The organism is Vibrio sp. 10N.261.51.A4, assembly GCF_041471945.1.
Lineage (GTDB): Bacteria > Pseudomonadota > Gammaproteobacteria > Enterobacterales > Vibrionaceae > Vibrio > Vibrio crassostreae_C.
This window is the reverse complement of sequence record NZ_JBFRPJ010000058.1, coordinates 36,867-58,441: the sequence shown is the minus strand read 5'-3', so window position 1 is coordinate 58,441 and position 21,575 is coordinate 36,867. Positions and strand designations below refer to the sequence as shown.

Genomic DNA, 21,575 nt, shown 5'->3' with positions numbered 1-21,575 from the left:
AGTTGCTCACGAGAAATATGAAATATTTGTGAACAAACTTATCATTAGTTTTAACCCAAGTGGGTTTAACTCAAATCTTGCGGCTCAATATCGAGTGACCAGCGAACTTTTTTCGCAGCAGGTAACATATTGATGGCCGGCTTGGCACTCATCAATAGCTTCTGCATTAACGAGCGCGTCTGAGTTTGTAAGATTAACTGCCAGCGCGATTTGCCCGCTCGTTTTGCTAACGGAGCCGGGGTTGGCCCTAACACCATGCAATATTGGTCAAACAGCGGGTGCGATTCCAATGTGTGACGAACCTGACGCAAGAACTCTTCCACCAAGCGAGTGTCATTGGCTTCTGCTCTAAACAGCGTCATAAAGGTATAGGGCGGTAACATTGCCTGTTTACGCTCTGCCAAGGCCGTTTGAGCAAAGTGGTTATAGTCTTTGTGTAGCAAGGCTTGCAACAACCCATGTTCTGGGTGGTGAGTCTGTAAGATCACTTCACCGGGTTTGCTTGCTCGTCCTGCGCGTCCCGCTACTTGGATGAATAGCTGGGCAAGACGTTCAGAGGCACGGAAGTCACTACTATATAAAGAGCCATCCACATCCAATAACGCCACAAGTGTCACGTCAGGGAAATGGTGACCCTTAGCAAGCATCTGCGTGCCGATAAGAATTTGGAATTCACCCTTACGAATCGACTCGAGCGCGCTTTCTAAGCTGCCTTTACGGCGGGTGCTGTCGCGGTCAATACGAATGGTTTTGTATTCCGGGAATAGTTGACCAAGTTGAGCTTCTAACTGCTCGGTACCGACACCCACTGTCACCAAGTTCACAGACCCACAACCTTGGCAGTTGTGCACGATATGCTGCTGAGAACCACAGTGGTGGCAGCGCATCTCATTACTGTATTGGTGATAGGTGTAGTAAGCATCACAACGTTTACACTCGGCTGTCCAACCACAATCGTGACACATTAATGCCGGAGAAAACCCTCGACGATTGAGGAACAGCATCACTTGGTTGCCAGCTTTGAGGTGTCTTTGCATCTCTGCAATTAACGACGCAGACAAACCACTTTCTAGATATTCACCTTTAACATCCAACACCTTATTGGTGGTCGGCAGTGCGACACCCGCACGTGAAGTCAGGGTGAGATAACTGTATTTGCCGATCTGAGCGTTGTGCAGCGTCTCAAAGGCCGGAGTCGCCGAGCCTAACACAACTGGAATCTGCGCTTTGTGCGCACGCATGATCGCCACATCACGAGCGTGGTAGCGCAGGCTATCTTGCTGTTTATAAGACGCATCGTGTTCTTCATCGACAATGATAATACCTAGGTCAGCAAACGGCGTGAACAGAGCCGAACGGGTACCAATCACGATGCCCGCTATTTTATCGCGCGCCGATAACCAAGCATTCAGTCGCTCAGAATCGTTTAAACCTGAGTGGATAACCTCAACAGGTACATTAAAGCGTCGCTTAAAGCGGTTAATCGTTTGAGGGGTGAGGCCAATCTCGGGCACGAGCACTAACGCTTGTTTACCTTGGTCGAGAATCGGCTTAATCATATTAAGGTAAACCTCGGTCTTACCTGAGCCAGTAACGCCCTCTAACAGGAAGCAACCAAAGTCGGTTTGGCTATTTACGGTCGCAATCGCGATGGCTTGTTCGGCATTGAGCTTAGGCTTGTCTTGGTCGTTTTCAAGATCAACTGGCCACGGCTGACGCGTTGGCTTTTTCTCTACCGATTCAATCCAGCCTTTCTCTTCTAGCGTTTTGAGTACGGCGCTGCCAACTTCTTCATCAATGAACTCTTGATGAGGAACCGGGCCGTGTTCAAGCATGTGCATCACTTTGGCTTGCTTGACCGCGCGACCAAAACCTTGCATCAGTTGGTCTTTGCCTGATGGCGTTAACTGCCACTCAACCAGCGTCGCGAAGTCGGCGGCTTTGCCTTTTCTTAGAGCGCTCGGAAGGGCGTTAGCAAAGGTTTCGCCAAGAGGGTACTGATAAAACTGACTGCACCACATTAATAGTGAATAGACAGATTCCGGCCAAACAGGTTGGTTATCCAATAGCGCTTTTATTGGCTTGAGCTTATCTAGCTCGAATTCTGATTCGTTAACCAGAGCCGTGACAATCCCAGTTAAGGTTTGTCGTCCAAAAGGCACAGAGACGCGACCACCAATAATCGGGAATAGGTGGTTTGGAATCTTGTAATCGAACTGCTTGTCGAGTGGAACAGGCAGCGCCACACGGGCAATCATTGGACGCATAAAGGGACGGCTTTATCTGAATTGACGAGAGCGAACAGTCTAAAGGATAAGGCGGTTAAATTCGAGAAGCAGTTTGAATGTGATGTGGCAGAGAAGCGGGTGAGGTTGGGGCCAAGCCAAGAATCACAGCCAGCAAAGGAAATAACGCCGATATTGGCGAAAAATGTATCAAATCAGTTGATCCTGCTTTATAGATTCATTACTATACTGCGCCTTAAAGGTATGGCTTCATCACTCTTTTGTGTCGATGCGGTGTCTTTATTTCTTTTTTTAAACTACGTGTGGTGTGCGGCTTAGAATCGTATAGCGACACGGCCTACTTGAGGTTATCCCATGAAAGCTGGAATCCACCCAGAATACAAAGCAGTTACTGCAACTTGTTCTTGCGGCAACACATTTGAGTTCAACTCAACGCTAGCAAAAGAATCAATCCACCTAGACGTATGTGACAAATGTCACCCGTTCTACACTGGTAAGCAACGTATCGTAGATACTGGCGGCCGTGTTGATCGCTTCAACAAGCGTTTCGGTGCTCTTTCTAGCAAGAAGTAATTCTCGCTATTTAGACATGAAAAAGGACACTTCGGTGTCCTTTTTTGTTGCCTGTAATTTGAGAAAGCACTGACTTCTATTCAAGCATCACTCTCACCCAACGATAAGTTGCCTCTCTATTCTATTTCAGGGCAATTCCTTGCGTATCTCTCTTCACCAAAATTCAGCACGAAACTTCAACAAGCGATAGTAATTTCAACTGCTCACTGGTCTTATTAGTAGTGAAATCTCGTTTTTTAATGAGACAGAGGCTTCAACCACCTAGGAACTTTGAAGTACATCCATTAACATGAACAAGATCCCCCAAATAATAATATCCTAGGAACCTACACCTATGTCTGAAGACAGCAGCCAAGCTCAATCCTCTCAAGAATTATCACCTCAAGAACAATTCCGTCAGCAAGCTCTTGATTACCATGAGTTCCCAATTCCAGGCAAAATTGCCGTAGAACTGACGAAGCCTGCAAACTCTGCAGAAGACCTAGCACTTGCATACAGCCCAGGCGTGGCTGAGCCTGTTCGCGAGATCGCACAGAACGTTGATAACGTTTATAAGTACACAGGTAAAGGCAACATGGTTGCAGTTATCTCTAACGGTACAGCGATTCTTGGCCTAGGTAACCTTGGCCCTATTGCTTCTAAACCTGTTATGGAAGGCAAAGCGCTCCTGTTTAAGCGTTTTGCTGGTTTAGATTCTATCGATATTGAAGTAAAACACCGCACAATCGATGAGTTCGTTGATACAGTTGCGAATATCGCAGATACATTCGGCGGTATTAACCTGGAAGACATCAAAGCACCAGACTGTTTTGAGATTGAACGTCGCCTGATTGAACGTTGTGATGTTCCGGTATTCCACGATGACCAACATGGTACAGCGATTGTAACGGCAGCGGGTATGCTGAATGCGATCGAGCTTCAAGGTAAGAAACTTGAAGAGTGTAAGATCGTTTGTTTAGGTGCTGGCGCAGCGGCGGTTGCTTGTATGGAACTACTGATTAAGTGTGGCGCTCAGCGTGAAAAAATCTACATGCTTGACCGTAAAGGTGTGATCCATACTCGTCGTGATGACCTAAACGAATACAAAGAGCTGTTCGCAAATAACACTGATAAGCGTACGCTTGAAGATGTTATCGAAGGCGCTGACCTGTTTTTGGGTGTATCGGGGCCGAATCTACTGCCTGCTGAAGCACTAACGCTGATGGCTGATAAGCCTGTTGTGTTTGCATGTTCAAACCCAGATCCAGAGATCAAGCCTGAGCTTGCACACGAAGTTCGTTCTGACCTAATCATGGGTACAGGCCGCAGTGATTACCCTAACCAAGTAAACAACGTACTTTGTTTCCCATTCATTTTCCGTGGTGCACTAGACGTGCGTGCGAGCGAAATTAATGACGAAATGAAGCTAGCGGCGGTTAAAGCGATTCGTGAACTGGCGAAAGAAGAAGTTCCAGCTGAAGTACTAGCAGCTGCGGGCGAGACTGCACTGGAGTTCGGTAAGGGTTACATCATTCCTAAGCCAATGGACCCACGTCTACTTCCTCGCGTAGCACGAGCAGTTGCGGAAGCGGCTGTTGAATCTGGCGTAGCTCGTATCGAGATGCCTGCTAACTATATGGCTTAATAGCTGTTGCTCTATTGAGCCAAAAAGAATAATAAAAAACCGACTCATCTGGAGTCGGTTTTTTTATGTCTATCATTCACAGCGCAATCATAAAAAGCTATGCGCGATGTGATAAATAAGGTTCAGCTAGAGCGAATCAATAATGAAGGCAGTGACTGAGTTGTTTTTATTCTTCGTCAAACGCTTCGAACTCGATACCCATCTCTGTCATCAGCTTTTTCACTTCAGCAGGAATATCGTCTGGGCGGTCTTTACGAAGGTCTTCATCCGTTGGTAGTGGTTGGCCTGTGTACGCATGTAGAAAGGCTTCGCACAGTAGCTCACTGTTTGTTGCATGGCGTAGGTTATTAATCTGGCGGCGAGTACGCTCGTCAGTAAGAACCTTTAACACTTTTAGAGGGATAGAAACTGTAATTTTCTTTACTTGTTCGCTTTTCTTTCCATGCTCAGCATATGGGCTTATGTATTCACCATTCCAGTCGGCCATTGCGTACCTTCATCACTTTAGTTGTTAGAATAAATTAATAGTGGTGATTTTAGCGGGATTTACTGCCATAAGCAAAGACATATAGACGTCTAGAAGTGTTGACGTCTCACGTTTATGAAAGTAAAGTGAATAACATATATCTAACACAGCCGCAAAATGCCGACAAGCCGCTGTGATTCTCAGACGCAAAACTTGTAAGGAAGCACCTATGAGCAGCCGGAAGCCAGCAACAATCGCAGTACGTACTGGTATCGAGTCAGACACGCAACACCATGCCGTTGTCCCACCCATTTATCTTTCGACTAACTATGGGTTTCCCGCTTTTGGTGAAGTGCCAAAGTACGATTACACCCGTTCTGGTAACCCAAACCGCGGTTTATTAGAGACGGCACTGTTTGAGCTTGAATCAGGCAAAGGCGCGGTTGTGACTAACTGTGGTACTTCGGCGCTTAACTTATGGGTTTCGGCTTTCTTAGGCGGCGATGATCTTATTATTGCACCGCACGATTGCTACGGCGGTACTTACCGTCTGTTTAACACTCGCTCGCTAAAAGGTGACTTCAAAGTTCTGTTCGTTGATCAATCGGATCAAGCAGCGCTGGATGCGGCGCTCGCGCTTAAGCCAAAGTTGATCTTAATTGAAACCCCATCGAATCCACTGGTTCGCGTGGTTGATATTGCAGAAACTTGCCGTAAAGCGAAAGAGGTTGGTGCTCTGGTTGCTGTCGACAACACGTTTTTGACACCTGTGTTCCAAAAGCCTTTAGAGCTGGGTGCTGATTTTGTTATCCACTCAACCACTAAGTACATCAATGGACACTCAGATGTTATTGGTGGCGTTGTCGTGACGAAAACTGAAGAGCACGCTGAAGAGCTTGCATGGTGGGGCAACTGTATTGGTGCGACCGGCACACCATTTGATAGTTACATGACTCTACGTGGTATTCGTACGCTAGGTGCGCGTATGCGTGTTCACGAAGAGAGTTCACGTGAAATTCTGACGGCTCTGCAACAACAAGATCTGGTGGGCACTATTTACCACCCAAGCCTTCCTGAACACCCGGGTCACGAGATCGCGAAGAAACAACAGTTGGGCTTTGGTTCCATGTTGAGCTTTGAGTTTGCTGGCTCTTTTGAAGCACTTAAATATTTTGTAGATAAGTTAGAGCTATTTTCTTTGGCTGAATCACTGGGTGGGGTTGAAAGCCTGATTTGTCACCCTGCGTCGATGACTCACCGTGCGATGGGCGAAGAAGCATTGGCAGAAGCGGGTGTTTCTCAACAACTACTGCGCCTTTCTGTTGGCCTTGAAGATGCGGAAGACCTAATCGACGATCTCAAGCAAGCGTTTGAAAAAACACAACGCTTTATTGCTGAAGGGGAGGCTTAATAATGGCAACCTTTCGCCAGCTACATAAATTTGGTGGCAGCAGTTTAGCGAATCCTGAATGTTACCAACGCGTGGTCAACATTCTTAGAGAATACTCATCAGCATCTGATTTGGTGGTGGTATCGGCAGCAGGCAAAACAACCAACCGCTTAATTGAGTTTGTTGAAGCGCTCGACAAAGATGGTCGTATTGCCCATGAATGCCTACAAGCACTTCGTCAGTTCCAACTCGATCTGATTGAAGCACTGCTTGAGGGTGAATCAGCCGCACAACTTACTTCAACCATTCAACAAGAATTTACCGCTTTGGGTGAGCTAACGGCTCCCTTGAGCGAAGCACAAAAAGCAAAAGTGCTTGGACACGGTGAGGTTTGGTCTTCACGTCTACTCGCGGCTTTGTTGTGCCAGCATGATTTACAAGCCGTTGCTCAAGATGCGCGTGCTTTTTTACGTGCAGAAGTGGGCGCTCAGCCTGAAGTCGACCGCGCACGTTCTTACCCTCTGATCAAAGAAGCCTTGGCGCAGCATGCACATTGCCGCGTGGTGATTACGGGCTTTATGGCTCAGAACTGCGAGGGTGAAACGGTATTGCTTGGCCGTAACGGTTCGGATTACTCAGCAACCGTGATTGGTGCTTTGGCTGAAGTTGAACGCGTGACGATTTGGAGTGATGTGGCAGGCGTTTACAGCGCTGACCCTCGTCTGGTTTCAGATGCGTGTCTATTGCCTCTACTTCGCCTTGATGAAGCCAGCGAATTGGCTCGTCTTGCCGCTCCAGTGCTTCACAGCCGAACGCTACAGCCTGTGGCTCAAAGTGCTATGGATCTCAGCTTACGCTGCAGCTATCAGCCGGAGGCGGGCTCTACACAGATCGAGCGTGTACTGGCATCGGGTCGTGGCGCAAAAATCATTACCTCTTTGGATGAAGTGCTTATCGTGCAACTGACCTTTGGTCACGGCCATGATTTCGACCGTCTAGAGAGTGAAGTGCTTGAAGGGCTTAAGCGTGCTCAACTTGAGCCGCTTGCTTATGAGCTTGAACCGGATCAACACTGTTTGCGTCTTGCCTACACAGAAGAGATCGCTGGTGGTGCATTAGAATATCTCCAAGACCATGCGATTGAAGCTGAGATTAAGCTAAAAGAAGGTTTCTCTCTGATTGCTGCAGTGGGTGCGGGTGTGACTAAGAACCCTAACCATTGCTACGGTTTCTACCAGCAGCTTAAGAGCTCGCCGGTTGAGTTCATCTCAGAAGCGAACTCAGGCTTAAGCTTGGTGGCTGTGATTCGTAAGAGTGAAACATCAAGTCTAGTGAAAGGCATTCATTCTCAACTGTTCCAAGCGCAGAAGCGTGTTGCGATTGCCTTGTGTGGTAAGGGCAATATTGGTTCAAGCTGGTTAAGCCTGTTTGCTGAGCAAAAAGCGGAACTTGAAAAGCGCCGTGGAATGAACTTTGAATTGGTTGCCGTGGTTGATAGCCAAACCTATTGGTTCGACGATCAAGGCATTGATGCGACTTCGGTAGGTAAGCGCTTTGACGACGAAGCTATTGCTAACAATGGTAACGACTGGTTAGAGCGTTTGGGCTCTATTCAAGGTTATGACGAAGCAGTGGTTCTGGATGTGACTGCGAGCCCAGTGCTTGCAGCAAAGTATCTGCAAATCGCACAACAAGGTATTCACCTAATCTCGGCGAACAAGGTGGCAGGTTCTGCATCGAGCGAGTATTACCATCAAGTACAAGATGCTTTCGCTAAGATCAGCCGTCATTGGTTGTACAACGCGACAGTGGGTGCTGGATTGCCGATTAACCACACGGTACGTGACCTACGTGAAAGTGGCGATGACATCATTGCGTTGTCTGGCATTTTCTCGGGCACGTTGTCTTGGTTGTTCCAACAGTTTGATGGCACCGTGCCGTTCAGCGAGTTGGTTGACTTAGCATGGCAACAAGGCCTTACGGAACCTGACCCTCGTGCTGACCTAGATGGCTCAGACGTGATGCGTAAGCTGGTGATTCTGGCGCGTGAATCTGGTTTGGATATCGAACCTGAAAACGTAAAAGTGGAATCGCTCGTACCTGCAGAGCTGCAAGATCTATCTGTGGATGACTTCTTCGACAAAGCTTCTGTACTGAGCGAAGAGCTGGCTGAGCGTTTAGAGAAAGCGCACTCTCAACAAAAAGTTCTGCGTTACGTAGCGCGTTTGGAGAAGAACGGTAAGGCAACCGTAGGCGTTGAAGCACTGTCTAAAGAACATGCTCTGGCGAACTTGTTGCCTTGCGACAACATCTTTGCGATTGAGAGCAAATGGTACAAAGATAATCCATTGGTTATTCGTGGCCCAGGTGCCGGTCGTGAAGTAACGGCAGGTGCAATTCAATCTGATTTAAACAGAATGTCTAGCCTGTTCTGATACTCAGATCGGTTGGTTTAGTGTCTAAATGGCATACTATTCACTAAGATAAATAAGGCTGAAAGCACGATGTGTTTTTCAGCCTTTTTTCTACATTATTTCTGCTTTGCGACCCATCTAACGACTTGAGTTTTACTCACGATCTACTTGAGAAAAATTCATAATGGATCTGTTGACATTAAATCGTATTCAATACATTCTACAGACATATAGACGTCTAAACGTCGTTTAAGGATTTGAGTTTTTAGTGGTTGCTTTTGCCACAGGGAGAGTAAGATGGGATACACACACGCTAGTCATATCGACGCTTTAAATCAGAATATCGCTGAGCTTTCTGACAACATCAATGTGTCATTTGAGTTTTTTCCACCGAGCAGTGAGAAGATGGAAGAGACCCTGTGGAACTCTGTTCACCGCCTTAAAACACTTCAACCAAAATTTGTATCGGTAACTTACGGTGCAAACTCGGGTGAACGTGACCGTACCCACTCAATCATTAAAGAAATTAAAAACCAAACCGGCCTAGTGGCTGCACCGCACCTAACGTGTATTGATGCAAGCCGTGAAGAGCTGATTCAAATTGCCGACGATTACTGGGCAAATGGTATCGAGAGTATTGTTGCGCTACGTGGTGATATTCCAGCAGGCGGCGGCGCGCCAGAGATGTACGCATCTGACCTAGTCGAGCTACTTAAATCTCGCCACGATTTTGATATCTCAGTAGCGGCATTCCCTGAGGTTCACCCTGAAGCAAAAAGCGCTCAATCTGATCTTATTAACCTAAAGCGTAAAGTGGATGCGGGTGCCAACCGTGCCATCACTCAGTTCTTCTTTGATGTAGAGAGCTACCTACGCTTTCGTGACCGCTGTGTAGCGGCTGGCGTTGATGTTGAGATTGTACCGGGCATTCTGCCGGTTTCTAACTTCAAGCAAGCATCTCGCTTTGCTGCGATGAACAACGTAAAAGTACCGGGCTGGATGGCGAAGCAGTTTGAAGGTTTGGATGATGATCCAACGACTCGTCAGCTTGTTGGTGCTAGCCAAGCAATTGATATGGTTCGTACACTGAGCCGTGAAGGTGTGAAAGATTTCCACTTCTACACGCTAAACCGTGCAGAAATGACTTATGCACTTTGCCATACGCTAGGTGTTCGTCCGCAAGTCGCTGCGCTGTAAGAAAAGTCTAAGAAGTAAAGCCTAAGCACTTGTAAAAAGCCTCTGGCAGTAACATTTCAAATCCTATAGATACAAAAAAGGCTTGGACTCATAGAGTTCAAGCCTTTTGCTTTTCTAGCTTAACTTAAGCTAGAGCGCCAAGTTCAAGCAGTACTTCTTCAGCCCATACAATCCATGCTTCACGGATAAGTAGGTTACGACGAAGTGTTAGACGCTCAAGGCGTGCTTGCTTGTCTAGTGTCGATGGCGTTGCGTAGTAAGCTGCTTCGATTTCACGGTAGTGAGAAACCAGTTTGCGAGACTCTTCTACTAGCTCAGCAAGTTGTACACGGTAAGCGTCAGAAGGTTGTACAGCACAAGCCATTAGCTTAGCTGAGAACTCGTCACGAACGGTTGGGTGTGCAGTTGGTTGTTCAAACCATTCACCTAGCGCGCCACGGCCAGCATCAGTGATAGAGTAAACTTTACGATCAGGTTTGCCTTCTTGAGGCTCAAGCACGCAAGTTACCTGGTCGTTCTGAGCCATTTTATTTAGCTCGCGGTAAACTTGTTGATGGCTAGCTTTCCAGAAGTAACCAATGCTTGCGGAGAATTCTTTTGTGATATCGTAACCAGTAGCATCGCGTGTACTTAAAACGGTTAGAATTACGTGTGGTAATGACATGTCTGAAATCCAAATGGTAAACAGTAAACAAATACTTAAACAACAAGTGTGCTTCTAATGGCACGTTATATTGGTTATGTCTAAGTAGCACCAACTCATCGGTTGGTTATGTCACCTTACAAAGCCGTTTATCACCTAGGTTGACCAGTTTATTGGTCAAGATGCTGCAGATTATTTTTTGGAGTGTTTCCGCAGCGGAGCAGTAGTATATCTAAATAATAAGCATAAAGTAGAATACATGGACAAAATAACCCAAAAAACTGACAAAAAACTCAGTATTGCTTATTTTGTGAAATAAAAAGGTCGCACTAGGCGACCTTTTGTCCGTTGAATGGTAGGAATCACTAATTAACCAGTGTTTCGCATGCCTGCTGCAATGCCTGCAATCGTCACCATTAGCGCTTCTTCAAGCTCTGCTGGTGGTGTTTCACACTTACGAGTACGGTAAAGCAGTTCAGCTTGAAGCATGTTTAGTGGCTCAACGTAGATGTTACGTAGGCGGATTGACTCAAGTCCCCAAGGGTCGCTCTGCATTAGGTTCTCGTTGTTCTCAACATTTAGCACGGCTTTGATGTCTTTTTGCAGCTGTTCACGCAGTAACTCACCTAATGGTAATAGCTCTTCGTCAACAAGGCGTTGGTCGTAGTACTTAGCGATTTCCATGTTGCACTTCGAGTACACCATTTCCAACATACCGAGACGGGTAGAGAAGAACGGCCACTCGCGACACATCTCTTCGAGCAGGGCTTGATGGCCTTGATCTACAGAGTACTGAATCGCTTCACCAGCGCCTAACCATGCAGGCAGTACCAAACGGTTTTGGCTCCAAGAGAAGATCCATGGAATCGCACGTAGGCTTTCTACGCCGCCGTTCGGGTTACGTTTCGCAGGGCGAGAGCCAAGAGGCAGTTTACCTAGCTCCAGTTCAGGCGTCGCTTGACGGAAGTAAGGTACAAATTTCTCTTCGCCACGAACCACGTTACGGTAAGCCTCACAAGAGACTTGAGACAGCACTTCCATTAGGTCGCGCCACTCTTGTTTAGGCTCTGGTGGTGGCAGAAGGTTCGCTTCTAGAATCGCACTTGCGTATAGGTTAAAGCTGTTTACAGCAACATCTGGCAAGCCAAGCTTAAAGCGGATCATTTCGCCTTGCTCAGTTACACGTAAGCCGCCTTTCAAGCTCTTAGGTGGCTGAGAAAGTAGGGCTGCGTGCGCCGGAGCACCACCACGACCAACTGTACCGCCACGACCGTGGAATAGAGTCAGTTCAATGCCTTCTTCGTCGCAAACTTTAACCAGCTTGTCCATCGCATCGTATTGAGCCCAACCTGCAGACATTACGCCAGCATCTTTTGCTGAGTCAGAGTATCCAATCATCACCATTTGGTGGTTCTGGATAAAGCCACGGTACAAGTCGATGCTCATTAGCTGTTTCATTACCGCTTCTGAGTTGTTCAAGTCGTCTAGCGTTTCGAACAGTGGGCACACGTCCATGCGATACGGGCAACCACACTCTTGCAACAGCAAGTGAACAGCCAGTACATCCGATGCAGTACGAGCCATAGAAATCACGTAAGCGCCGAAGGCTTCACGAGGTTGAGCAGCAATAACCTTGCAGGTGTCTAAAACCTCTTTAACCTGTTCAGATGGCTCCCAATCGCGAGGAAGAAGCGGACGCTTAGAGCTTAATTCATTGGTTAAGAAAGCAATCTTGTCTTGCTCGTTCCATTGGTCGTAGTCGCCAATGCCTAGGTAGCGAGTCAGTTCAGACAGTACATCTGAGTGACGAGTACTTTCTTGACGAACATCGAGACGAACTAAATGCACACCGAATGCTTTTAGGCGGCGCAGAGTATCAAGCAGAGAACCGTCTGCGATTACGCCCATGCCACATTCGTGCAGCGATTGGTAACAGGCGTAAAGCGGTGTCCAAAGTTGCTCGATGTTCTGTAGTGTTTCTTTCTTCGGAACCTCTGTGTCATGCAATTTTGCATCCAGCACTTCTAGCGTGTTGTTCAGTAGAGTGCGTAGGTTCTTCAGGATTGCACGGTAAGCTTCGTGTTCATCACCTGCTAGCTCACGAACGGCATCATTACACTTAGTCATCGACAGTTCGGTAATCAGCTCGTTTACGTCGCCTAAGTAAAGGTCGGCAGCTTTCCAACGAGATAGGCGCAGAACTTCCTTAGTGATGGTGTGCGTTACGAATGGGTTGCCATCGCGGTCACCGCCCATCCAAGATGAGAAGTGCACTGGGCGTGCATCGATCGGCAGGCCTTCACCAAGATAACCTTTTAGTCGGCCATCCATTTCACGTAGGAAGTCAGGAACGGCTTCCCATAGAGAGTTTTCTACAACCGCAAAGCCCCACTTAGCTTCATCAAGTGGCGTTGGGCGTTGTTGACGAATCACATCTGAGTGCCAACCTTGAGCGATCAGTTGCTCTAGGCGGCGTTCGGTTTTCACGCGCTCTTTGTGTGATAGGTCGCTTAATTCTAATTTAGACAGACACTCGTTGATCTTAACTAGCTTGTTGATCATGGTGCGACGAGTGATTTCTGTTGGGTGTGCAGTCAGAACGAGTTCAATGTTCAGGTCGCGAACGGCTTGAGCCGCGTCTAGCTTGCTGATGTCATTCTGGTTTAATTTGGAAAATAGAGATTGCAGCACGTCTGGTTCACAAACATGCTCCTCACAGTGGCGAGAGATGGTGTGGTACTGCTCTGCCATGTTGGTGAGGTTGAGAAATTGGTTAAATGCACGAGCAACAGGAGTGAGTTGTTCGTTCGGCAGGTTTTTGATTTCTTCAACTAGGCTGTCACGGTCAGCTTTGTTGCCTGCGCGGGCGGATTTGGAAAGTTTACGGATAGTCTCCACTTTCTCTAAGATAACGTCACCATGTGCATCTTGGATTGTGTTACCTAGCAAGCGTCCCAGCATGCTTACGTTACTCTTGAGAGCGGCGTATTTCTCGTTCATTGTCATCCTGCCTCGTAAAAAAATTACATCCATTGTTCCTTGTTAAGTACACAATCTAGCGAAAAGTGCTGTATCTAGTCAAATAAAGCATTCTAAGTTTGCAATTATTAGTTTTCGAAATGCGGGAGAAGTAAATTTCCCAATAGTTCGGAATTAAAGTGAAATTTAATTACAAGATCAGGCTGTGTCTGGGATAACAGAATAAAAGCCACCTTTTCGGGTAGCTTTTATACGAAAATATTGGAAGAAAAGTAATAACTAGAAACAATATTTGCGGATCGACTTACTCAGAACATCAATCGTTGGATCGATAAAATCGAAGCTTAGGAACTCATCTGGTTGGTGAGCTTGGTCGATTGAGCCTGGACCCAGCACTAAGGTTGGGCAAAGTTCTTGAAGGAAAGGTGCTTCTGTACAGTAGTTCACGGTTTGTGATTCAGTTTCGCAAACTGATTCCATGCCACCGATAAATGGATGGTCATGTTGGCACTCGTAACCCGGGATAGGTTCGTGCAGTGGCGTAATCTCAATTCTGCCCGGCCATTTTGCTTCTACTTCTTTGAGTGCGCTGCGCAGCATGTTATCCAAACCATCTAAGCTGATACCCGGTAAAGGACGTACATCGTAGTGCAGCTCACAGCAACCACAGATACGGTTCGCGCTGTCGCCACCGTGAATATGGCCAAGGTTTAGAGTGGGGCTTGGAATTGCGAAACCCGGGTGGTGATACTCTTTGACTAGCTTGTCACGCAGTTGCATTAAAGCGAACAACACTTCATGCATGATCTCGATGGCGTTGACACCTAATGCAGGATCAGAAGAGTGACCTGATTTACCCGTTACTCGCACAGCGTTAGCAACATGGCCTTTATGGCCACGAATCGGCACAAGGCTGGTTGGCTCACCAATAATGCAGTAATCCGGTTTAAACGGTGCATTTTCAGTGAAATGACGCGCACCCAGCATGGTGGTCTCTTCGTCACAGGTTGCCAATACATATAGCGGCTTGGTCTGTTTGCTCCAATCCATCTTCTTTGCCGCTTCATAAACGAAAGCGAAAAAGCCTTTCATATCGGCTGTGCCTAATCCATAGAAGCGATTGTTGTGTTCTGTTAGTGCGTGAGGGTCGAAGTTCCAACGTCCTTCATCGAATGGCACTGTGTCGCTGTGTCCTGCGAGTAGCAAGCCACCTTCGCCCGATCCCATCTTAGCGACCATATTATGCTTGCCGGGTTCGACTTCCACGACTTCAACGCTAAAGCCTACGTCTTTAAACCATTGAGCCATTTTTTCGATCACTTTCTCGTTGCCATGATCCCAGCTTGGATCGGTCGAGCTAATAGAGTCTGTGGAAATTAGGCCTTTGTAGACCTCAAGAAAACTCGGTAATTGCATAATAACTTCACTTCTACTATTGACAGGAAAACCATAAGTCGGTAAAACACATATTAAATCATATTTAATGCATAAGAAATCAAATAAAGCTAAAAATTAAGTATGAATAGTCAAATTTGAAATGTAACTTACCTCAGAAATGGATGTGTTGAGATGTTGAAAACCACGATCATTGGCGCAAGCGGCTACACAGGAGCAGAACTGGCTCTAATGATAAACAGACACCCTGAGCTCACGCTATCAGGTTTATATGTCTCAGCCAATAGTGTAGACGCAGGTAAACCTATTGCGGCACTGCACGGTAAGTTAGCTGGCTTGATTGATATGCCAGTACAACCTTTAACAAATCCGGAAGAAGTGGCTAAACAGTCTGATGTGATTTTCTTAGCAACAGCACACGAGGTCAGTCACGACCTAGCGCCAATCTTTCTAGAGAACGATTGCCAAGTCTTCGACCTATCGGGTGCATTCAGAGTTAAAGGCGAAAACTTCTATCAAGAGTTTTACGGTTTTGAACATCAACACGAACAATGGCTAGACAAAGCGGCTTACGGTTTAGCGGAATGGAACGAACAAGAAATTAAAGAAGCTCAGCTTGTCGCTGTCGCGGGTTGTTACCCAACGGCATCACAACTGGCGATTAAACCTTTGGTTGAGGCCAAGTTACTGGATGAAAACCAATGGCCAGTGATTAACGCGACTAGCGGTGTGACTGGTGCAGGCCGCAAGGCGACGATGGTTAACAGCTTCTGCGAAGTAAGCCTGCAAGCTTATGGCGTCTTCAATCACCGTCATCAACCTGAAATGGCTGCACATTTAGGATGTGATGTGATTTTCACTCCACACCTCGGCAACTTTAAGCGCGGTATTTTAGCGACCATCACCATGAAACTGGCTGAAGGCGTGACAGAACAACAGATACAAGATGCCTTTGAACAAGCTTACCAAGGTAAACCAGCAGTGAGACTACTCGAAGAGACACTGCCAAGAATTCAAGATGTAGAACAGACACCTTTCTGCGACTTAGGTTGGAAGGTTCAAGGTCAACACATCATCGTTGTTTCAGCGATTGATAACTTATTAAAGGGTGCATCTAGCCAAGCGATGCAGTGTTTAAATTTACGTTATGGTTTTGCGCCATTAACTGCGTTAGTGTAAGGAAATCTAGATATGAGCCTTAATAATCAACCATTAATCATAAAGTTAGGTGGCGCAGCGCTATCTTGTGGTGAAACACTTAGCAAGTTATTTGGTGCTATCTCTGCTTACCAACAACAGGCACAACGACCAATCGTGATTGTTCACGGTGGCGGTTACCTTGTTGATGATTTGATGAATAAGTTGAATCTAGAAACCGTTAAGAAAGAAGGGCTACGTGTTACTCCTTATGATCAGATCCCTGTGATCGCTGGTGCACTAGCGGGCACGGCCAACAAACTACTTCAAGGTCAGGCAATTAAAGACGGTATCAATGCCGTTGGTTTAAGCCTAGCAGACGGTGGTTTATGCAAAGTGAGCGAACTGAACCCTGAACTGGGCGCGGTAGGAAAAGCGGAGCCGGGCGACTCAACCGTTCTGCAAGCGATTCTTAATGCGGGCGCACTGCCAATCATTAGCTCAATTGGTCTTACTGAGCAAGGTCAACTGATGAACGTCAATGCCGACCAAGCTGCGGTTGCCGTTGCGGGCGCACTTGATGCTGAACTGGTACTGCTTTCTGATGTAAGTGGTGTGTTGGATGGCAAAGGCCACCTCATTCCAAGTCTTAATCAACAGCAAGCCGATGACCTTATTGCCGGCAAAGTGATTACCGACGGCATGATCGTTAAGGTTCAAGCTGCACTAGAAGCCGCTAACGACCTTGGACGACCAATCGAAGTTGCCACTTGGCGATACCCAGAAAAGCTAACACAACTGTTTTCAGGTAAAAGCATAGGAACACAGTTTTTACCTCAGTAGGTCTCACAACGAGTCACTACTTAAAGAATTTAGACAAATTAAATAAACATATAATTATGAAGTCATTTCCAACGCTGACCGCCATGTGCAGTATGGAAACTAGGAGAAAGAAAATGAGCAAAGTTAACGTAAAGAAAGTTGTAGTAGCCTACTCTGGCGGTCTAGACACATCAGTAATCATTCCATGGTTGAAAGAGAACTATGACTGTGAAGTGGTTGCGTTTGTTGCGGATGTTGGTCAAGGCGACGAAGAGTTGATTGGTATCGAAGAGAAAGCAAAAGCTTCTGGTGCATCTGAGTGTTACATCGCAGACCTTAAAGAAGAGATGGTTGCTGACTACATCTACCCAACGCTGAAAACGGGCGCTTACTACGAAGGTAAATACCTACTAGGTACGTCGATGGCGCGTCCAATCATCGCGAAAGCACAGGTTGAAGTCGCACGTAAAGTAGGTGCAGACGCACTGTGTCATGGTTGTACTGGTAAGGGTAACGACCAAGTTCGTTTTGAAGGCGCATTTGCTGCACTCGCACCAGATCTACATGTAATTGCACCATGGCGTGAATGGGATCTAGTGAGTCGTGAAGAGTGCCTAGATTACCTAGCAGAGCGCAACATCCCTTGTACGGCTTCTCTTACTAAGATTTACTCGCGTGATGCAAACGCATGGCACATCTCAACAGAAGGTGGCGTTCTTGAAAACACATGGAATGCACCTAACGAAGATTGCTGGGCTTGGACTGTAGACCCTGAGCAAGCGCCAAACGAATCTGAAACAGTGACACTTAAAGTTGAAAAAGGCGAAGTGGTTGCGGTTGATGGCGAAACAATGACGCCATACAACGCACTGGTTTACCTAAACGAGAAGGGTGCTAAGCACGGTGTTGGTCGTATCGATATCGTAGAAAACCGTCTTGTTGGCATGAAGTCTCGTGGTTGTTACGAAACTCCGGGTGGCACAATCATGATGGAAGCACTGCGTGCAGTAGAGCAACTGGTTCTTGATAAAGCGGCATTCGAATTCCGTGAAGAGCTAGGTGTTAAGGCTTCTCACCTTGTATACGATGGTCGTTGGTTCACTCCACTATGTAAGTCAATCCTTGCCGCGACAGAAGAGCTAGCACAAGACGTGAATGGCGAAGTGGTTATCAAACTTTACAAAGGCCATGCAACGGTAACTCAGAAGCGTTCTGATAACAGCCTGTACTCAGAAGAGTTTGCAACCTTTGGTGAAGATGAAGTTTACGACCAAAGTCACGCTGAAGGCTTCATCCGCCTTTACTCGCTATCAAGCCGTATCCGTGCTCTGAATAGCCAAAAGTAATCCTAACAATGAGTTAGTGAGCTAGCCTTTGATGAAAGATTGAAGGTTAGTAAACAGACATTATTATGCAAAGCCCATTCACTATTGATTAGTGAGTGGGCTTTTTACTTTCTATTTGCCTAATAAATCAGCTTCGGTTTTTCCTATCGGATGGCATATAATTCGCGCTCCACGCTAAAAATAATCAATGGATTGAACTGTTGGTGAATAAATATGTGAAAATAATGAATTAATACTTTATTTTCATTTTGAATTGCCGTAAGTTTAAACCATCAGAAAAATACTGAATCTTAATCAGAATTATCATTTGCAAAAACAGTGAGCACTGTGCAATTAGGAGATACACAATGGCATTATGGGGCGGTAGATTTACCCAAGCAGCAGACACCCGGTTCAAAGATTTTAACGATTCTCTTCGTTTTGATTACCGATTGGCTGAGCAAGACATTGTGGGCTCAATTGCCTGGTCTAAAGCTCTACTGTCGGTCAACGTATTAACAGAAGAAGAGCAACAGAAGCTTGAGTTAGCGCTGAATGAGCTAAAACTTGAGGTGATGGAAGATCCTGAACAGATTCTACGTTCTGATGCAGAAGATATTCACAGCTGGGTTGAGCAGCAACTTATCGGCAAAGTCGGTGACTTGGGCAAAAAACTTCACACTGGCCGTTCTCGTAACGACCAAGTGGCGACAGACCTGAAACTATGGTGTCGTCAGCAAGGTAACCAACTGCTACTGGCATTGGATCGCCTACAAAGCCAAATGGTGAACGTTGCTTCTCAGCATCAAGAAACCGTGCTTCCTGGCTACACTCACTTACAACGTGCTCAGCCGGTAACTTTTGCTCACTGGTGCTTGGCTTACGTTGAAATGCTTGAGCGTGATTATTCACGTTTGAATGATGCGATTAAGCGTCTAGACACATGTCCGCTGGGTTCTGGTGCCCTTGCTGGAACAGCTTACCCGATGGACCGTGAAGAGTTAGCTCACAACTTAGGTTTCCGTCGTGCAACGCGCAACTCTCTAGATTCAGTTTCTGACCGCGACCATGTGATGGAGCTAATGTCGATTGCTTCTATCTCTATGCTTCACCTTTCGCGTCTTGCAGAAGATATGATTTTCTACAACTCAGGTGAATCAAACTTCATCGAGTTAGCGGATACCGTGACGTCAGGTTCATCTCTGATGCCACAAAAGAAAAACCCAGATGCGCTAGAGCTTATCCGTGGCAAAACTGGCCGTGTTTACGGTTCATTAGCGGCAATGATGATGACAGTAAAAGCTCTGCCTTTGGCGTACAACAAAGACATGCAAGAAGATAAAGAAGGTCTGTTCGACGCTTTAGATACTTGGAATGATTGTATGGAAATGGCAGCACTCTGTTTTGACGGCATTAAAGTGAACGGCGAACGTACACTTGAAGCCGCGAAACAAGGCTACGCGAACTCAACTGAATTGGCTGATTACCTAGTAGCGAAAGGGATTCCTTTCCGTGAAGCTCACCATATTGTTGGTGTGACGGTAGTGGCGGCGATTGCTAAAGGCTGTGCATTAGAAGAATTAACCATCGCAGAGATGAAAGAGTTCTCTGAGGTGATTGAGGAAGATGTGTATGACATCCTGACCATTGAATCGTGTCTTGAAAAACGTAGCGCGCTAGGCGGTGTATCTCCACAGCAAGTGGCTTACGCGGTTGACCAAGCTGAGAAACGTTTATCACAGCGTGATACGTCCATCGTCAAGGTTCGTCCTGCTCGTCTGACCGATATTGAAGCGTTGGAAGGTATGGTCGCTTACTGGGCGAACATGGGTGAAAACCTACCTCGTTCTCGTAATGAACTGGTGCGTGATATTGGCTCGTTTGCGGTCGCAGAGCATCATGGTGAGGTGACAGGTTGTGCATCACTCTATGTGTATGACTCTGGCCTAGCGGAAATCCGTTCACTGGGTGTCGAAGCTGGCTGGCAAGGTCAAGGGCAGGGTACCGCAATTGTGCAGCACTTGGTTGAGAAAGCGCGACAAATGGCCATCAAGAAGGTGTTTGTGCTGACTCGTACTCCAGAGTTCTTTATGAAGCATGATTTCTTACCAACATCGAAATCTCTGCTGCCTGAGAAGGTACTGAAAGATTGTGACCAGTGTCCTCGTCAACATGCGTGTGATGAAGTGGCATTGGAAGTGAACTTGGTAGAGCAGATAATTGCTAAGGTTAATGTTGCATAAGGCATTGATTTTATAGCTCCTAAAAAAAAGATCAAAAATCTGATCTTTTTTGGGAACAAACTAAGAAAAGCCCGGTCTATTAAAGTACCACTGCTTTTTCTTAGAATTTTCTAAGAAAGCCCTAGAATCGATTGGTTCTGGGGCTTTTTTCTATCTGCTGTTCGGGAAATGACAATAGCTCGAAAATTATGATGAATTATCGGATTGTTTAGCCCTGTCTCTAATCACTACTCTTTATCCAATAAAGACTTCCAGCTAACGTTTTTTGCCCTTTAACGGTAGCACCACAAACTTCATGACCCAATGCAACGACAGCAAGCCACTGAACGCGAAAGCGGCCATCATCAACGCGATGGCATTGATGGTTTTTGGGTCTTCTCTGAAAAACAGCCACCATACTCCCCAACTCAAAATCGACAACACCATCAGCTGATTCATGCAACGCTGGCAGCGACCGAGTTTGTTACGGATTTTTTCACTTTTATTGCAATGAATGCATGTCATCTTGGGTTTGATTCGCGTTATGCTTGTTGCCCTGATAATAACACGTCACAAGATATTGGATCACGGTGACACAGAGAGAGAAAGTCGATGATTGAGCGCCAAGAAACCAAGCAACGTATGAGCCGTATTGTTAAACACAACGGTACTATCTACCTATGTGGCCAAGTTTGTGCTGATGCAACTAAAGACATCACTGAACAAACTCAAACCATGTTAGATAAAGTAGAAGCGCTACTTGAGCAAGCAGGCAGCGACAAAGAGCACATGCTGTCAGCAACGATTTACTTGAAAGACATGAAAGACTTCCAAGAAATGAATGCAGTGTGGGATGCATGGGTACCAGAAGGTCACGCTCCAGCTCGCGCATGTGTGACTGGCGACATGGCTCGCGAAGCGCTATTGGTTGAGATCTCTGTGATTGCTGCTGAGAAGTAATTGCTTAAAGCTTTTAGTGACGCAATGGCTTCAAGAGATTCCAGATACCTCGTCCCTCGGTTCTGGAATGACGAGTTTAGTTTTGGTTTAGCTGATGCGTCACTTTGATTTTCTTCAGTTTAGACGCGTTTTGAAAAGCACCGTTATTCTGGTTAGCTTCGCCTAGACGTGTATGAAAATTG

At 46.4% G+C, this 21,575-nt stretch carries 16 protein-coding genes; 10 read left to right on the top strand and 6 right to left on the bottom strand.

The annotated features are described in order from the left end of the window. Positions 1-65 precede the first annotated feature (65 nt). The gene (gene priA, locus AB4384_RS13575) at positions 66-2,267 is read right to left on the bottom strand and encodes a primosomal protein N' (protein ID WP_229647417.1); all 2,202 of its coding nucleotides are present in this window, start codon (positions 2,265-2,267) and stop codon (positions 66-68) included. A gap of 333 nt (positions 2,268-2,600) precedes the next feature. Here priA and rpmE point away from each other — a divergent pair, with 333 nt between their 5' ends. Together rpmE and AB4384_RS13565 are read left to right on the top strand one after the other, a co-directional pair. After that, positions 2,601-2,819: a 50S ribosomal protein L31 gene (gene rpmE / locus AB4384_RS13570; RefSeq protein WP_004737142.1), complete on the top strand. Its 219-nt coding sequence runs from the start codon at positions 2,601-2,603 to the stop codon at positions 2,817-2,819. Between the two features lie 334 nt (positions 2,820-3,153). After that, entirely contained in the window at positions 3,154-4,443 is a 1,290-nt protein-coding gene (locus tag AB4384_RS13565; RefSeq protein ID WP_017061144.1) for a malic enzyme-like NAD(P)-binding protein, read from the top strand. Positions 4,444-4,609: 166 nt separating this feature from the next. On the opposite strand, the gene metJ is transcribed toward AB4384_RS13565, so the two are convergent. After that, complete coding sequence (metJ, locus tag AB4384_RS13560; protein ID WP_004415993.1) at positions 4,610-4,930, bottom strand: met regulon transcriptional regulator MetJ; 321 nt, start codon at positions 4,928-4,930, stop codon at positions 4,610-4,612. A 208-nt stretch (positions 4,931-5,138) separates the two neighbouring features. Here metJ and AB4384_RS13555 point away from each other — a divergent pair, with 208 nt between their 5' ends. From AB4384_RS13555 to metF, 3 genes are all read left to right on the top strand, one after another. Then, positions 5,139-6,320 (top strand): O-succinylhomoserine (thiol)-lyase, encoded by a 1,182-nt coding sequence (locus AB4384_RS13555; RefSeq protein WP_372129672.1) that lies wholly within the window; start codon positions 5,139-5,141, stop codon positions 6,318-6,320. A gap of 2 nt (positions 6,321-6,322) precedes the next feature. Next, complete coding sequence (locus AB4384_RS13550) at positions 6,323-8,734, top strand: bifunctional aspartate kinase/homoserine dehydrogenase II (protein WP_017063682.1); 2,412 nt, start codon at positions 6,323-6,325, stop codon at positions 8,732-8,734. Between the two features lie 276 nt (positions 8,735-9,010). Further along, positions 9,011-9,910 (top strand): methylenetetrahydrofolate reductase, encoded by a 900-nt coding sequence (gene metF, locus AB4384_RS13545; protein ID WP_004729683.1) that lies wholly within the window; start codon positions 9,011-9,013, stop codon positions 9,908-9,910. 124 nt (positions 9,911-10,034) lie between these two features. Here the strand turns inward: metF and AB4384_RS13540 are convergent, their stop codons facing one another. The 3 genes from AB4384_RS13540 to argE all read right to left on the bottom strand — a co-directional run bounded on the left by AB4384_RS13540 (position 10,035) and on the right by argE (position 14,948). Next, positions 10,035-10,574, bottom strand: coding sequence for a PadR family transcriptional regulator (locus tag AB4384_RS13540; protein WP_017061141.1), 540 nt, complete (start codon positions 10,572-10,574; stop codon positions 10,035-10,037). 348 nt (positions 10,575-10,922) lie between these two features. Continuing rightward, on the bottom strand, positions 10,923-13,559 hold the full coding sequence (gene ppc, locus AB4384_RS13535; protein ID WP_170791819.1) for a phosphoenolpyruvate carboxylase: 2,637 nt from the start codon (positions 13,557-13,559) through the stop codon (positions 10,923-10,925). 252 nt (positions 13,560-13,811) lie between these two features. Further along, entirely contained in the window at positions 13,812-14,948 is a 1,137-nt protein-coding gene (gene argE, locus AB4384_RS13530; protein ID WP_009848891.1) for an acetylornithine deacetylase, read from the bottom strand. A 153-nt stretch (positions 14,949-15,101) separates the two neighbouring features. Between argE and argC the strand changes: the two genes are divergently transcribed. From argC to argH, 4 genes are all read left to right on the top strand, one after another. Continuing rightward, on the top strand, positions 15,102-16,106 hold the full coding sequence (gene argC / locus AB4384_RS13525; RefSeq protein WP_017063685.1) for an N-acetyl-gamma-glutamyl-phosphate reductase: 1,005 nt from the start codon (positions 15,102-15,104) through the stop codon (positions 16,104-16,106). A 12-nt stretch (positions 16,107-16,118) separates the two neighbouring features. After that, positions 16,119-16,907, top strand: a complete 789-nt coding sequence (argB, locus tag AB4384_RS13520) for an acetylglutamate kinase (RefSeq protein WP_017063686.1) — start codon at positions 16,119-16,121, stop codon at positions 16,905-16,907. A gap of 113 nt (positions 16,908-17,020) precedes the next feature. Next, positions 17,021-18,232: an argininosuccinate synthase gene (locus AB4384_RS13515; protein WP_017061137.1), complete on the top strand. Its 1,212-nt coding sequence runs from the start codon at positions 17,021-17,023 to the stop codon at positions 18,230-18,232. A gap of 347 nt (positions 18,233-18,579) precedes the next feature. After that, positions 18,580-20,454 carry an argininosuccinate lyase gene (gene argH, locus AB4384_RS13510; RefSeq protein WP_017061136.1) on the top strand — a complete coding sequence of 625 codons (1,875 nt, stop codon included), beginning with the start codon at positions 18,580-18,582 and terminating at the stop codon, positions 20,452-20,454. Between the two features lie 255 nt (positions 20,455-20,709). Here the strand turns inward: argH and AB4384_RS13505 are convergent, their stop codons facing one another. Beyond that, positions 20,710-20,958 (bottom strand): DUF3624 domain-containing protein, encoded by a 249-nt coding sequence (locus AB4384_RS13505; protein WP_029235423.1) that lies wholly within the window; start codon positions 20,956-20,958, stop codon positions 20,710-20,712. An 87-nt stretch (positions 20,959-21,045) separates the two neighbouring features. Here AB4384_RS13505 and AB4384_RS13500 point away from each other — a divergent pair, with 87 nt between their 5' ends. Next, complete coding sequence (locus AB4384_RS13500; protein ID WP_004729674.1) at positions 21,046-21,393, top strand: RidA family protein; 348 nt, start codon at positions 21,046-21,048, stop codon at positions 21,391-21,393. The last annotated feature ends 182 nt before the right edge of the window (positions 21,394-21,575 follow it).

Excerpts from the sequence above, each read along its gene's own strand:
- AB4384_RS13550 (WP_017063682.1), top strand. The coding sequence starts at position 6,323 with ATGGCAACCTTTCGCCAGCTACATAAATTTGGTGGCAGCAGTTTAGCG.
- argB (WP_017063686.1), top strand. The coding sequence starts at position 16,119 with ATGAGCCTTAATAATCAACCATTAATCATAAAGTTAGGTGGCGCAGCG.
- AB4384_RS13555 (WP_372129672.1), top strand. The coding sequence starts at position 5,139 with ATGAGCAGCCGGAAGCCAGCAACAATCGCAGTACGTACTGGTATCGAG.
- AB4384_RS13540 (WP_017061141.1), bottom strand. The coding sequence starts at position 10,574 with ATGTCATTACCACACGTAATTCTAACCGTTTTAAGTACACGCGATGCT.
- ppc (WP_170791819.1), bottom strand. The coding sequence starts at position 13,559 with ATGACAATGAACGAGAAATACGCCGCTCTCAAGAGTAACGTAAGCATG.
- AB4384_RS13500 (WP_004729674.1), top strand. The coding sequence starts at position 21,046 with ATGATTGAGCGCCAAGAAACCAAGCAACGTATGAGCCGTATTGTTAAA.
- priA (WP_229647417.1), bottom strand. The coding sequence starts at position 2,267 with ATGCGTCCAATGATTGCCCGTGTGGCGCTGCCTGTTCCACTCGACAAG.
- rpmE (WP_004737142.1), top strand. The coding sequence starts at position 2,601 with ATGAAAGCTGGAATCCACCCAGAATACAAAGCAGTTACTGCAACTTGT.
- AB4384_RS13515 (WP_017061137.1), top strand. The coding sequence starts at position 17,021 with ATGAGCAAAGTTAACGTAAAGAAAGTTGTAGTAGCCTACTCTGGCGGT.
- AB4384_RS13505 (WP_029235423.1), bottom strand. The coding sequence starts at position 20,958 with ATGACATGCATTCATTGCAATAAAAGTGAAAAAATCCGTAACAAACTC.
- AB4384_RS13565 (WP_017061144.1), top strand. The coding sequence starts at position 3,154 with ATGTCTGAAGACAGCAGCCAAGCTCAATCCTCTCAAGAATTATCACCT.
- argH (WP_017061136.1), top strand. The coding sequence starts at position 18,580 with ATGGCATTATGGGGCGGTAGATTTACCCAAGCAGCAGACACCCGGTTC.
- argC (WP_017063685.1), top strand. The coding sequence starts at position 15,102 with ATGTTGAAAACCACGATCATTGGCGCAAGCGGCTACACAGGAGCAGAA.
- metJ (WP_004415993.1), bottom strand. The coding sequence starts at position 4,930 with ATGGCCGACTGGAATGGTGAATACATAAGCCCATATGCTGAGCATGGA.
- argE (WP_009848891.1), bottom strand. The coding sequence starts at position 14,948 with ATGCAATTACCGAGTTTTCTTGAGGTCTACAAAGGCCTAATTTCCACA.
- metF (WP_004729683.1), top strand. The coding sequence starts at position 9,011 with ATGGGATACACACACGCTAGTCATATCGACGCTTTAAATCAGAATATC.